Raw genomic sequence first — 12,578 nt, 5'->3', positions numbered from 1 at the left:
TCAACGCTCCTCATCCCTGGTGAAGTACCGGACGGCGGAGACGACCGCGATCACGATGACGGTCAGCACGACCGCCAGGGCGCTGGCGCCGCCGATGTCTCCCTCGTTGAAGGCCAGCCGGTAGACGAGCAGGCCGGGCACGTTGGTCTGTCCCGCCGGGCCGCCGTTGGTGGTGACGAAGACGAGGTCGAAGCTGGCCAGGGCGGCGATCGTGGTGATCACGCCGGCGACCGTGATCTCCCTGCGCACCCCGGGCACGGTGACGTGCCGGAACTGCCGCAGCGCGCCCGCGCCGTCGAGCCGGGCCGCCTCGTACAGGGACGGGTCGATCTTCTGCGCGCCCGCCAGGAAGAGCATCATGCACAGGCCGCTCATGACCCACGTCCCGATGAGGCCGAGCGCGATCAGGGCCAGGCCGTAGTCGCCCAGCCAGGCGCGGGTGACGGAGGCCAGCCCGATCGCGTCGAGGAGCTGGTTGACGGCGCCGTTCTCGCTGTAGAGCCAGCGCCAGGTGATGCCGACGGCGACGAGCGGCAGGACCTGGGGCAGGAAGAAGACGATGCGGAAGAACGTCATGCCCCGGCGCACCTTGCCCATCAGCAGCGCCGTCATGAGCAGGCCGACGCCGATGGGGATGACCGAGAAGAAGACGATCAGGGCGAGGCTGTGCAGGATGGCCTCGTACAGCGCCGCATCCTGAAAGATCTTGACGTAGTTGGACAAGCCCGCCCAGACCGGCGGCAGGATGCCGTCCCAGGTGAGGAGCGACAGGCGGAGCGTGTTCAGCGCCGGCCAGATGGCGAAGCCGAGGTAGACCGCGAGTGCGGGCAGCACGTAGAGCCAGCCCCGCGCCCGCCGTCCCAGCCGGCGCGCCGGGCGGACGGGGCCGCCGGCCGTCTCCCCGCCGCGGGCGGGAGCGGCCCGCGGCGGGGAGACGGCCGTGCTCGGCTCACGAGCCATGATGCGCTTCCCATGACTCCTGGAGGGACGTCAGGAACGCGTCGGGCGTCATCTTGCTGTTGATCAGGCCCTGGATGCCGGGAGTCAGCTTGTCGATCATGCCGGGGGAGGCGTAGTCGGGGAACGGCACGATCCCGTTGCCCTGCGCCACCGGCGCGAAGACCTTCGCGATGTCGCCGCGCAGCCCCGTGGCCCCGAGCTCGGCCTTCGTGTCGACCGGCATGAACCCGCCGTCGAACTCGATCTTCGCCGCCTCCGGCGAGCTCAGGTAGTCGAGGAACGCCGCCGCCACGTTCGGGTGCTTCGACTTCGCCGAGATCGCGTACGCCACGCTCGCGCCCGAGGCGACTCTCACCGACTGGTCCGCCGACGGCGTGGGCATCAGGAAGAAGCCCACGTCGTCCTTCATCTCCGTCTCCAGCGTCTGGGCGGCCCAGTTGCCGGTGATGACGAACGCGGTGTCGCCCTTGGCGAAGCTCGCCAGCGCGTCGGGGTCCGACGTGGCGCTCGCCCCTGAGGGGATGTATCCCTTCTTGGCCCAGTCGGTGATGGTCTGGGCGGCCTGCCGCGCGGCCGGGTTCACGATCGTCCCGCCCGGCTTGCCGTACACCCACGACCGGTAGGCGTCGACGTCGCCGGTCACGTTGAGCAGCGCGTTCCACAGCTGGAAGCCGCCCACCTGGAGCGCGCCCATGCTCAGCGGGGTCCGGCCGGCCTCCTTGGCCTTGGCCATCGCGGTCTCGAAGTCGGCCAGCGTCTTCGGCACCTCGGTGACGATCTTCTTGTTGTAGAAGACGCCGAGCACCGACAGGCCGCCGGGGACGGCGTACAGGCTGCCGGTGCCGAACTGCTTGGCCGACTTGTCGGAGCTGAGCACCTCCAGGCTGGCCGGCGGGAACTTCCCGCTCCAGCCGTACGCCTGGGACCACGGGCTCAGGTCGAGGATGAGACCGGCCGGGACCAGGGAGTTCATCGCGCCCGGGTTGTACTGGGCGATGTCCGGCGCCGAGTCGGACGACATCGAGAGCTTGATGGACTTGATGTAGTCGTTGAACGGCGTCATCTGGGGCTTGATGGTGACGTTCGGGTGCTTCTTGGTGAAGCCGTCGATGAGCGTCTTGGTGGGCGGGTCGTTGCTGTAGGCCAGGGTGAGCGTCACCGGGTCCTGCGGGATGGTGGTCGACACCTCGATCTTGGGCGCCGTACCTCCTCCCGAGCTGCTCGCGCCCGCGCAGGACGTCAGCGCGAACGCCGTCGTGACGCTGAGCGCCACGGCCGCCGCGCGCCTGGCCGGTCTCGTCATCCTGGGCATGACTTCTCTCCTCAATCCGGTCTCCTCAATCGGGGGCGCGTCGTTCGCGCGACGGTGCTCATGACGGGGGCGCGTCGTTCGCGTGACGGTGCTCATGACGACCGCTCCTCACCAGGCCGAGCCCGGTCTCACCAGGCCGAACCTGGTCCGTTCGATCTCGGCCAGCGAGTGGAGCAGCGCCCCGTGGACAACGGCGTCCTGCCGCAGCGCCGAGACCTCCAGCGCCGGCTGGTCCAGCGGCTCGCCCGCCAGATGCCGCCGCAGCGCCGCGAGCAGCGGCTCGCCGCACCTGGCCAGGGGCCCGCCGATGACCACAAGCCGCGGGTCGAGGATCGCCCTGATCGCGGCGATGCCCTTGGCGAAGCGGCGGGCCACCACGTCGATCGCCTCCAGCGCCGCCGGGCTGCCCGCGACGACGGCGTCGAGCACGGCTTCGAGGGCGTGCTCGCCCATGGCCTCGATCCGGGACAGCAGCGCCTCGTCGCCGGCGCGTCCCGCCGCCGCGGCGGCCTGGCGGACGATCTCCGCGCCGCCGACCCGATCCTCGAACGGCCCCAGACCCTGCGGGGACCGGGCCGTGCCGGGCGAGTCGGCGCCGAGCAGGTCGAGGAACCCGACGTCGCCGGAGTCGTTGGACGCGCCGCGGTAGAGCTCGCCGTTCAGCACGATGCCGGCGCCGACCCGTTCGCCCCAGTGGATCATCACCAGGGAGTCCTCGCGCCGGTCCGCGTCGCGCCGCCGCTCGCCCTGCGTGGCCAGCTTGACGTCGTTGTCCAGGTAGACGGGACAGCCGAGCGCCTGCGTCAGCCGGCGGACGAGGAGGTCGCCGGCCAGGCCGGGCACGCTCGGGATGAGTCTGATGACGCCGGCCGCCGGGTCGACGATGCCGGGGGTGCCGACCGAGGCGAACCAGAGGCCGCCGGCCGTGATGCCCGCTGTGACTCCGGCCGCGCGCAGGGTGCCGTCCACCGTGGACAGGAGCGTCTCCACGACCTCCGCACCGCCGAGGCCGGCGGCGAGCTGCACCGCGTCGGTGGCCGTGACCGCGCCGGACAGATCCGCCACCGCCACGCGCACGTCCTGCGGGCTGATCGACACGCCGAGCACGTGACCGGCCTCGGCCCTGAACCGCACGAGCTGCGCCGGCCGCCCCGCCCGGGTGGAGTCGCGATCGACGGGGCCGAACTCGACCAGGCCCTCGGCGGCGAGCGCGTTGAGCGAGCGGGTGACCGCCTGGCGGGAGAGCCCCACCGCCTTGGCCAGCGCGGAGACGCTCATCCTGTCCTCGGTCCGCAGCCTGCGCACGACGGCGACGGAGTTGACCTCACGCATGAACTGCGTGCCGGCGGCCACGACCTGTTCCATGCTCTGTCTCCTCGCGTCCGGGTGCCGTAGGGTAATAATTATGGACCGTACGGAACTAATTAGTCGAGGGGTGTGAGCCGCAGATGTCGTCAGGTGACGGCCCGGCGTGGGCGGACACCGTCCGCGGCCTGGCCCGCCGCGTGCTCGGGCCCGCGGCCGAGCCGGTCCGGTTCGCCGCCCGCGACGGCGGCGAGCGCGCGTACGCCTACGAGGCCGCCGCGGGCGTGCTGACCATCGCCGCCACGGACGGGGTGAGCGCCTCGGTGGCGCTGCACCACTACCTCCGCGAGCGCTGCGGCGTCTCCGTCGGCTGGGACACGGTGCTGCCCCTCGGCCTGACGGCCCTGCCCGACGCCCCGCCGAGGGAGGGCACGGCGCGGGTCGGGGAGGGCTACTACTTCAACTTCTGCACCTTCAGCTACACGATGCCGTACTGGGACTGGGCCGACTGGGAACGCGAGATCGACTGGATGGCCCTGCACGGCATCACCATGCCGCTCGCCGTCACCGGGCACGAGGCCGTGCTGCACGCCGCCTACTCCGCGCTCGGCCTCGACGACGAGCGCATCCGCGCCTTCCTGGGCGGCCCGGGCTACCTGCCGTTCCAGTTCATGGGCTGCCTGGACGGCTTCGCCGGCCCGCTGCCCGCGTCCTGGCTCGACGGTCACCGCGAGCTCGGGGCGCGCGTCCTCGACCGTGAGCGCGCCTTCGGCATGACCCCCGTGCTCCCGGCCTTCACCGGGCACGTCCCGCCCGAGCTCGCGGCCACGGCGCGGGCCGGCCGCCGCACCTGGCAGGGGTTCGAGACCTGGGTCCTCGACCCGGCCGACCCTCTGTACGAGCGGATCGGCGCCGAGATCACCCGCGCCCAGATCGAGCTCTTCGGCACCGACCACCTGTACGCCGCCGACCCGTTCATCGAGATGATCCCCATCGACGCCGACCCCGCCTTCCCCGGCGCGGTCGCGGCGGCGACGCTGGCCGGCCTCCAGGCGGCCGACCCGGACGCGGTCTGGCTCATGCAGGCCTGGCCGTTCTCCTACCAGCGGGACTTCTGGACCGAGGAGCGCGTCAACGCCTTCCTCGACGCGATCCCGGACGAGCGGATGCTCGTGGCCGACCTGTGGGCGGAGTACGACCCGCTGTGGGGCCGCTTCCGCGAGTTCTCCGGCAAGCCCTGGCTCTGGTGCGCGCTGCTCAACTTCGGCGGGCGCACCGATCCCGGGGCCGACCTGCGGAGCCTGCCGGCCGGGGTGGACGCGGCCCTGGCGGCGCCGAGCCCGCCGGCGGGGATCGGCCTGTCCATGGAGGCCACCCGCAACAATCCCGTCTTCTTCGAGCTCGTCGCCGACCAGATCTGGACCGAGGTGCCCGACCTCGACGCCTGGCTCGACGCCTTCGCCGCCCAGCGGTACGGCACCGGGGGACGGTGGGCGGAGGAGTTGCGGGCGGCCTGGCGCGGGCTGCTCGGCACCGTCTACGACGCGCGGGGTGTGCGGATCGCCCCCGACCAGTTCAAGGGCGTCATCACCGCCGCCCCCTCCTACGCGTGGATCCCGGACGGGCCGGCCGAGCTGCGTGCCGACGCCGCCCGCTTGCTCTGGTACCGGCCGGAGGTGCTGGCGCGGGCCTGGGAACGGCTGATCGAGGTGGCCGAGCACGACCGCGACCTGCTGGCCGGTCCGCTCGGGCACGACCTCGCCGAGTTGGGCGTGGCCTATATGGCCAGGGTCGCCGACCGCTGCCACCTCGACGCCGCCGAACGGTCGATCGAGCTGGGCGCGGCCGCCGGGCCCGAGCTCGACCGGTTCCTGCGGGTCTTCGACGACCTGGACCGGATGCTGGCCTGCCGTCCCGAGTACACCTTCCAGCACTGGGAGTCCAAGGCGCTGGCGCACGCCACCGACGCCGCGGAGCGCGAGCTCCTGGCCGACAACGCCCGCCGCATGATCACGGTGTGGGGCACGTCGGACAGCCCGCTGCTCGACGACTACGCCGGGCGGCACTGGAGCGGGCTCGTCGGCGGCTACTACCGCGACCGCTGGGCGTTGTGGGCGACCGGCCTCGACCAGGCCCTCCACCGCGACCCGGGCCGGCCTCTCTCCGGGCGCGACGCTCCGGAGGCCGAGCTGCGCGAACGGCTGCGCGAACGCGCCGAGCTCTTCCTGCAGGAGGGCCCGCCACCGGCGCCACGCGACCTGGGCGACCTGGCCACGGAGTCACGCCGCCTCTTCACCGCGTACGCGGGCCAGGCCACCCCGTTCGACCGGCCCGCAGACCACGACCGATGAGCACCATGTTGCCTCCGGACCCTCGCCGATGAGGAGCCCGATGCCTCCGCACCACGACCGATGAGGAGCCTGATGCCCGAGCCGGCCCCACCCACCGAACGCCGCAACCCGCGCACCACCGGGATCGACACCCTGGAGCCAGAAGCCGTCCTCCGGCTGCTGCTCGACGAGGACGCCAGGGCCGTCGAGGCCGCCCGCGCCGCCATCGGGCCGCTCGCCCGGGCGGTGGAGGAGACGCATCTCCGGCTGACCCGCGGCGGCGACGTGCACTACTTCGGCGCCGGCGCGTCGGGACGGCTGGCGGTGCTCGACGCCACCGAGATCACGCCGACGTTCGGGGTGGCCCGTGACCTGTTCACGGCCCACTTCGCCGGCGGGCCCGGAGCGCTCACCGACCCGTCCGTCGATCGGGAGGACGCCGCGGAGCTCGGGGCCGCCGACGCCGCCGGCGCCGGGCTCGGCCAGAACAGCGTGGCCGTGGGGATCACCGCGTCGGGCACCACCCCGTACGTGGCCGGGGCGCTGCGGGCGGCCCGCGCGGCGGGCGCGCTCACCGTGCTGATCACCTGCGCCCCCGGCGCGCCGCTGCGCGAGTCGGCCGACCTTCTTGTCGTCGCGGACACCGGCGCGGAGGCGCTCACCGGCTCCACCAGGCTGAAGGCGGGCACGGCCACCAAGGTCCTGCTCAACGCGTTCTCGACGGCACTCATGATCAGAGCGGGACGTACGTACTCGAACCTCATGGCCGGGCTCGTCGCCACCAACGCCAAGCTGGAGACCCGAGCCGTGAACCTGCTCGTCGAGGCGACGGGAGAGGACGCCGAGGTCTGCCAGGCCGCCCTGGCCGAAGCCGGCGGCCGCATCCCGGAGGCGCTCGTCCGGCTGCTCACGGGCTGCCCGCCCGACCAGGCCCGGGCCGCGCTCGCCGCCCACCCCGGCGTCCGCGCGGCCGTCGCCGCCCTGGGCGGGCACGCCGGATGAGCGGCCTCGGCCTCGCGGGCGTGGACGTCGGCGGCGGCGGCATCAGAGCCCGCATCGAGACCGACGACGGGCCCGCGTACGGCGAGAACACCTCACCGGCGCCCCGCACCGGAGGCCGGGTGGACCTCGCCCGGCTGGCCGCCGAAATCACCACGGTCATCGAGAACGCCACCCGCGCCGGCGGACAGAGGGACGCCGGCCGGATGGCCGACGGGCGGGCGGACATGACCCGGGGGCCGGAGCGGCTGGCCGGGATGGCCATCGGGGTGACCGGAATGCCCGGGCTGGTCAGGGAGCCCGAGCCGCTGTGGCACGCTCTGCGCGAACGCTTCGGGCTGGGCGCGCTCGTGGTGGCGGGCGACACGGTGACCACGCACGTCGGCGCGCTCGGGTTCCGGCCGGGAGTCGTCGTCGCCGCCGGGACCGGCGTCATCACGCTGGGCACCGACCTGGACCGCGTCTGGAACCAGTCCGACGGCTGGGGGCACCTGCTCGGTGACCACGGCAGCGGCGCGTGGATCGGCATGAACGGGCTCCAGGCCGCCCTGCGCGCTCACGACGGCCGCGGCGGCGGGTCGCCCGCCCTGCTGGAACGCCTGACCGCCCGCTTCGGCCACCCCCTGGACCTGGTGGCGCTCGTCTACGAGTCGGCCTCGCCGGCTCACCACCTGGCCTCGTTCGCCCCGTCCGTGGCCGACGCCGCCCACGAGGGTGACGCGGTCGCGCGGGCCATCTGGGACGAGGCCGGACGGCAGCTCGCCCAGGCCGCCGTCGCCGCCGCGACCGGGATCGAGCCGGTCATCTCCTGGGGCGGACGCCTCTTCGACGCCGGCGATCTGCTGATGGAGCCGTTCCTGGCCACCGTACGAGTCCTGCTGCCCGAGGCCCGCCCCACACCGCCGCTGGGCACCTCGGTGGACGGGGCACTCGCCCTGGCCAGGGCCGCCGCCCGGGGCGAACTGCGTTCGCGCCACCCGTACCTCTACGTCTTCACCACCGACCGCAGCGCGGATCGCAGCGGCTCGCCCTCGCCGCGCACCCACTGATCAGCGCCACTCCACGAAGCCACTCGTCATTCGGCGATCTCATCCACCAGTCGCGTCCAGAACGTCGTCAGCTCGTCGCCGATGTAGCGCTGATAGTGGATGCGGACATGGCCGCCGCCGTCACCCGCCCGATAGACCGACACCTCCGTGTACGGCGTGCCGTCGTCGACGAAGCCCGTGTACAGGTGGGCCCAGTCGCCGCTCTGGGGCGTCCAGTCCGTGAACGCGAGCTGGGCGGCGTGGTTGCGAAGGGCGCTGAGCCACCGATCTTCCCTCGAGGTTCGCATACTCCACGGTGGCAGGACGGGCACCAAGAGCAGGCAAAACACGGCCGTCCGCAACACCAGCCGCCGAAGAACGGCCCGGACGGAAGTGACCAAGGTCCCGGCCCGCGCGGGCTGTACGGCACTGCCGCGCGGGCCGCGCGCAGGGTGTGCTTGGGGTGACAGCGAAACGGTAGATCACCCCTTGGAAAGGGGGCCGTCATGGCCGCCACCATCAACAGCCCCGTCGTGAACGCCACCACCGCGACGCCCCGCCCCGCCGCCGGCTACGTCTGGGCGCTCGCCCGGATCTCGCTCGGCTGGATCTTCCTGTGGGCGTTCCTGGACAAGACCTTCGGCTGGGGCTTCGCCACCCCGGCGGCCAAGGCCTGGATCAACGGCGGCAGCCCGACCACCGGCTTCCTCAAGGGCACCGGCGAGAACGCGCTCGGCGGCCTCTTCTCGGCCCTGGCCGGACAGGCATGGGTGGACTGGCTGTTCATGACCGGCCTGCTCGGCATCGGCCTCGCGCTCGTCCTGGGCATCGGCATCCGCATCGCGTCCGGCGCCGGCACCGCGATGCTGCTGCTCATGTGGGCCGCCGAACTGCCCCTGGCCACCAACCCGTTCATGGACGACCACATCGTCTACGCCATCGTCCTCGTCGGCCTCGCCCTCACCGGCGCCGGCACCACCCTCGGCCTCGGCAACCTCCCCATCGTCCAGCGAAACGGCTGGCTGAAGTAGTGCGAATGACCCCACGCCCACCCCCGGCCTCCGGAGGTGGGCGTTCGGTGCGCAAAGAGGTAAATGACGTACTTATGCGGCCGGCTTGACGGTTGACCGGGGTGTGTGAGAGCGGTGGCTTCCTAAGCTGGGCGGGGTGGCAAACCTGAAGCGGGTCGCGTGGCCGGGGCTGCTCGTCGCCCTGGTCGTGACCGCGGGCGTCGTCACTCTGTGCGGGATCGGGTTCTTCACCAGCGGGGAGAAGGGGCCCGGCGGCAGCCGGATCGTGCGGTCGATCACCGGGTCCGGGTCGACCGCGCAGAAGGGGGCGATGGACGCCTGGCGGGCCGAGTTCCGTCGGATGCATCCCGACTTCCGGGTGGACTACCGCGCCGACGGGTCGGGGGCCGGGATCCGGGACTTCATCGCCGGCGCCACCGCGTTCGCCGGGTCCGACGTCGTCATGTCGCCGGAGGAGCAGGGGCGGGCGGACCGGCGTTGCGGGGGCAGGGCGCTGCATCTGCCCATGGTGATCGGTCCGGTTGCGGTGACGTACAACCTGCCGTCCGTACCGGATCTGAGGTTGTCGCCGGGCACGCTGACCGGCATCTTCAGCGGGCGGATCACCCGATGGGACGCCAAGGAGATCGCCGCCGACAACCCCGGCGTGCGGCTGCCGGCCGCGCGGGTGCGGCCCGTCCACCGGGCCGGTGAGTCGGGGACGACGCACAACTTCACCGCGTTCCTGCGGGCGATGGGCCGGTGGCCGCACGAGCCGTCGATGGTGTGGCGGGGCGCGGGGCGGGCGATCGGGGGGTCTGACGGGATCGTCCAGGTCGTCCAGTATTCGGAGGGTTCCATCGGGTACGTCGAGTACGGCTACGCCAGCAACGCCCGCCTGCGCATCGCCAAGATCCGCAACGCCTCCGGGCGTTTCGTCGAGCTGTCGCCCGAGAGCGCCACCCGGGCGATGGAGGGCGCCAGGGTCGTGGACGGGGAGCACGGCCCGACCGTGCGGTTCGACCACCGGACCAGGATTCCGGGCGCGTACCCCATCGTCATGATCACATACGAGATCGCCTGCGAGGGCGAGGCCGACCCGCTGGTGCGCACCTTCCTGAGCTACACCGCGGGCGACGCCGGCCAGTCCTACCTCGCCCTGTACGGCTACGCCCCGCTCCCGCACGACATCCTGGCCTCCGTGCGCACCCGGCTCGGCTTCAGTAGCTGAGCATGTTGTCATATGACTTATGCATTTGTACGATGACGTACGAATTCTGTCGCCCCACGCCCGAGGACCACCATGGCTTCCGACCGCATCCGCCACGTCGCGCTCTCCTCCGTCACCCTCCCGCTCGACGTCCCCGTCAGCGACGCCAAGGTCCTGACCGGCCGGCAGAAGCCGATGACCGAGATCGCCTTCCTCTTCGCCGAGATCACGACCGAGGACGGCCACGGCGGCACCGGCTTCAGCTACAGCAAGCGGGCCGGCGGCCCGGCGCAGTACGCGCACGCCAAGGAGGTGGGGGAGAACCTGCTGGGTGAGGACCCGTCGGACATCGGCCGGGTGTACGAGCGGCTGTTGTGGGCGGGGGCCTCGGTGGGCCGCTCAGGGGTCGCCACTCAGGCGCTGGCCGCGATCGACGTCGCGTTGTGGGACCTCAAGGCGAAGCGGGCCGGGTTGCCGCTGGCCAAGCTGCTCGGCTCCTACCGCGACTCCGTCAGGACGTACAACACCTCGGGTGGCTTCCTGCACGCGCCGATCGAGGAGGTGCAGGCGCGGGCCTCCCAGTCCCTGGCGGACGGCATCGGCGGCATCAAGATCAAGGTGGGGCAGCCGGACATGCGGGAGGATCTGCGGCGGTTGGCGGCGGTCCGGGAGCACCTGGGGGAGGGGGTGCCGTTGATGGTGGACGCCAATCAGCAGTGGGATCGGGCGAGTGCGTTGCGGTTCGGGCGGGCGGTGGAGGAGCTGGGTCTGGTGTGGATCGAGGAGCCGCTGGACGCCTACGACGCCGAAGGACACGCTCAGCTCGCCGCCGCGCTCGACACCCCGATCGCCACCGGTGAGATGCTCTCCAGCGTGGCCGAGCACGTACGCCTCATCGAGGCCCGCGCCGCCGACATCATCCAGCCCGACGCCCCCCGCGTCGGCGGCATCACCTCCTTCCTGCGCCTGGCCACGCTGGCCGACCACGCGGGGCTGCAGCTCGCGCCGCACTTCGCCATGGAGATCCACCTCCACCTGGCCGCCGCCTACCCGCGCGAGCCCTGGGTCGAGCACTTCGAGTGGCTCAACCCGCTGTTCGAGGAGCGGCTCGAGACCCGCGACGGACGCATGATCGTCCCCGACCGGCCTGGGCTCGGGTTCACGCTGAGCGAGCAGTGCCGCAAGTGGACCGTGGACAGCGTCGAGATCGGAAAGGCGTAAGGCGTGCCCGGTACGCGGTCGCGCGTCGCGTCAGGGACCATCGGCGGCGGGACTCGCGCCCGCCACCAGCCGAGCGGGCCGGTGGGGGCCATCGGCTCTGTGCGGTTCGGCCGGTACGCGGTGCCGCTGGACCGGCCCGTGAGCGACGCCAAGGTGGCCACGGGACGGCAGCGGCCGCTGTCCCAGGTCGACGTCCTGACCTGCGAGATCACCACTGCCGACGGCCTGGAGGGGCTGGGCTTCTCCTACACGACCAGGGCCGGCACGCCGGCGCAGTACGCGCACGCCAAAGAGGTGGGGGAGAACCTGCTGGGCGAGGACCCGTCGGACATCGGCCGGGTGTACGAGCGGCTGTCGTGGGCGGGGGCGTCGGTGGGCCGGTCGGGGGTGGCGACGCAGGCGCTGGCCGCGATCGACGTGGCGTTGTGGGATCTGAAGGCGAAGCGGGCGGGGCTGCCGCTGGCCAAGCTGCTCGGCTCCTACCGCGAGTCGGTACGGGTCTACAACACCTCCGGCGGCTACCTCCAGGCTCCGATCGAGGAGGTCAGGGAGAAGGCTGAGCGCTCGCTCGCCGGCGGCATCGGCGGCATCAAGATCAAGGTGGGGCAGCCGGACATGCGGGAGGATCTGCGGCGGTTGGCGGCGGTCCGGGAGCACCTGGGGGAGGGGGTGCCGTTGATGGTGGACGCCAATCAGCAGTGGGATCGGGCGAGTGCGTTGCGGTTCGGGCGGGCGGTGGAGGAGTTGGGTCTGGTGTGGATCGAGGAGCCGCTGGACGCCTACGACGCCGAAGGACACGCTCAGCTCGCCGCCGCGCTCGACACCCCGATCGCCACCGGTGAGATGCTCTCCAGCGTGGCCGACCTCGTCCGCATGATCGACCTGCGCGCCGCCGACTTCCTCCAGCCCGACGTGCCCCGCGTCGGCGGCATCACCCCCTACCTCAAGGTCGCCGCCCTCGCCGACCACGCCTGCCTCCAGGTCGCGCCCCACTTCGTGATGGAGATCCACGTGCACCTGGCCGCCGCCTACCCGCGCGACTCCTGGGTCGAGCACATCGAATGGCTCTCGCCGCTGTTCGAGGAGCGGCCCGAGATCGCGGACGGGCGCATGCTGGTGCCCGACCGGCCCGGCCTCGGCCTCACCCTGGCCGCGCACGCGCGGGACTGGCGGCTCGACGGCGTCCTCCTCGGAGGCGGGTAA

At 72.4% G+C, this 12,578-nt stretch carries 11 protein-coding genes; 7 read left to right on the top strand and 4 right to left on the bottom strand.

Annotation, left to right across the window (positions count from 1 at the left end):
* The 3 genes from OIE67_RS26900 to OIE67_RS26890 form a co-directional block, all read right to left on the bottom strand.
* Positions 1-960, bottom strand: a complete 960-nt coding sequence (locus OIE67_RS26900; protein WP_326645012.1) for a carbohydrate ABC transporter permease — start codon at positions 958-960, stop codon at positions 1-3.
* Positions 950-2,272, bottom strand: a complete 1,323-nt coding sequence (locus OIE67_RS26895; RefSeq protein ID WP_326645010.1) for an ABC transporter substrate-binding protein — start codon at positions 2,270-2,272, stop codon at positions 950-952. The genes OIE67_RS26900 and OIE67_RS26895 overlap by 11 nt, the downstream gene beginning before the upstream one ends.
* 108 nt (positions 2,273-2,380) lie before the next feature.
* Positions 2,381-3,637, bottom strand: a complete 1,257-nt coding sequence (locus tag OIE67_RS26890) for an ROK family transcriptional regulator (protein WP_326645009.1) — start codon at positions 3,635-3,637, stop codon at positions 2,381-2,383.
* 83 nt (positions 3,638-3,720) lie between these two features.
* Here OIE67_RS26890 and OIE67_RS26885 point away from each other — a divergent pair, with 83 nt between their 5' ends.
* The 3 genes from OIE67_RS26885 (at position 3,721) to OIE67_RS26875 (ending at position 7,955) form a co-directional block, all read left to right on the top strand.
* A complete protein-coding gene (locus OIE67_RS26885; protein WP_326645006.1) occupies positions 3,721-5,928 on the top strand; it encodes an alpha-N-acetylglucosaminidase in 2,208 nt (735 codons plus the stop codon).
* Positions 5,929-6,000: 72 nt separating this feature from the next.
* Positions 6,001-6,909, top strand: coding sequence for an N-acetylmuramic acid 6-phosphate etherase (locus tag OIE67_RS26880; protein ID WP_326645004.1), 909 nt, complete (start codon positions 6,001-6,003; stop codon positions 6,907-6,909).
* Positions 6,906-7,955: an N-acetylglucosamine kinase gene (locus OIE67_RS26875; protein WP_326645002.1), complete on the top strand. Its 1,050-nt coding sequence runs from the start codon at positions 6,906-6,908 to the stop codon at positions 7,953-7,955. The genes OIE67_RS26880 and OIE67_RS26875 overlap by 4 nt, the downstream gene beginning before the upstream one ends.
* A gap of 26 nt (positions 7,956-7,981) precedes the next feature.
* Here the strand turns inward: OIE67_RS26875 and OIE67_RS26870 are convergent, their stop codons facing one another.
* Complete coding sequence (locus OIE67_RS26870; RefSeq protein WP_326645000.1) at positions 7,982-8,242, bottom strand: hypothetical protein; 261 nt, start codon at positions 8,240-8,242, stop codon at positions 7,982-7,984.
* Between the two features lie 198 nt (positions 8,243-8,440).
* On the opposite strand from OIE67_RS26870, the gene OIE67_RS26865 reads away from it, so the two are divergent.
* The 4 genes from OIE67_RS26865 (at position 8,441) to OIE67_RS26850 (ending at position 12,578) form a co-directional block, all read left to right on the top strand.
* Entirely contained in the window at positions 8,441-8,965 is a 525-nt protein-coding gene (locus OIE67_RS26865; protein ID WP_326644998.1) for a hypothetical protein, read from the top strand.
* Between the two features lie 136 nt (positions 8,966-9,101).
* Positions 9,102-10,175 (top strand): phosphate ABC transporter substrate-binding protein PstS, encoded by a 1,074-nt coding sequence (gene pstS / locus OIE67_RS26860; protein WP_326644996.1) that lies wholly within the window; start codon positions 9,102-9,104, stop codon positions 10,173-10,175.
* A gap of 72 nt (positions 10,176-10,247) precedes the next feature.
* Positions 10,248-11,375, top strand: coding sequence for an L-talarate/galactarate dehydratase (locus OIE67_RS26855; RefSeq protein ID WP_326644994.1), 1,128 nt, complete (start codon positions 10,248-10,250; stop codon positions 11,373-11,375).
* Positions 11,376-11,414: 39 nt separating this feature from the next.
* Positions 11,415-12,578, top strand: coding sequence for an L-talarate/galactarate dehydratase (locus OIE67_RS26850; protein ID WP_407674912.1), 1,164 nt, complete (start codon positions 11,415-11,417; stop codon positions 12,576-12,578).

Origin of the sequence: Nonomuraea fuscirosea (assembly GCF_035917475.1) — a bacterium.
Lineage (GTDB): Bacteria > Actinomycetota > Actinomycetes > Streptosporangiales > Streptosporangiaceae > Nonomuraea > Nonomuraea fuscirosea.
This window is presented reverse-complemented; position numbering and strand designations above follow the sequence as displayed.

What these genes read in the sequence shown, in the direction of transcription:
- OIE67_RS26895 (WP_326645010.1), bottom strand. Translation starts at nt 2,272, where the DNA reads ATGCCCAGGATGACGAGACCGGCCAGGCGCGCGGCGGCCGTGGCGCTC.
- OIE67_RS26865 (WP_326644998.1), top strand. Translation starts at nt 8,441, where the DNA reads ATGGCCGCCACCATCAACAGCCCCGTCGTGAACGCCACCACCGCGACG.
- OIE67_RS26880 (WP_326645004.1), top strand. Translation starts at nt 6,001, where the DNA reads ATGCCCGAGCCGGCCCCACCCACCGAACGCCGCAACCCGCGCACCACC.
- OIE67_RS26890 (WP_326645009.1), bottom strand. Translation starts at nt 3,637, where the DNA reads ATGGAACAGGTCGTGGCCGCCGGCACGCAGTTCATGCGTGAGGTCAAC.
- OIE67_RS26875 (WP_326645002.1), top strand. Translation starts at nt 6,906, where the DNA reads ATGAGCGGCCTCGGCCTCGCGGGCGTGGACGTCGGCGGCGGCGGCATC.
- OIE67_RS26885 (WP_326645006.1), top strand. Translation starts at nt 3,721, where the DNA reads ATGTCGTCAGGTGACGGCCCGGCGTGGGCGGACACCGTCCGCGGCCTG.
- OIE67_RS26855 (WP_326644994.1), top strand. Translation starts at nt 10,248, where the DNA reads ATGGCTTCCGACCGCATCCGCCACGTCGCGCTCTCCTCCGTCACCCTC.
- OIE67_RS26900 (WP_326645012.1), bottom strand. Translation starts at nt 960, where the DNA reads ATGGCTCGTGAGCCGAGCACGGCCGTCTCCCCGCCGCGGGCCGCTCCC.
- OIE67_RS26870 (WP_326645000.1), bottom strand. Translation starts at nt 8,242, where the DNA reads ATGCGAACCTCGAGGGAAGATCGGTGGCTCAGCGCCCTTCGCAACCAC.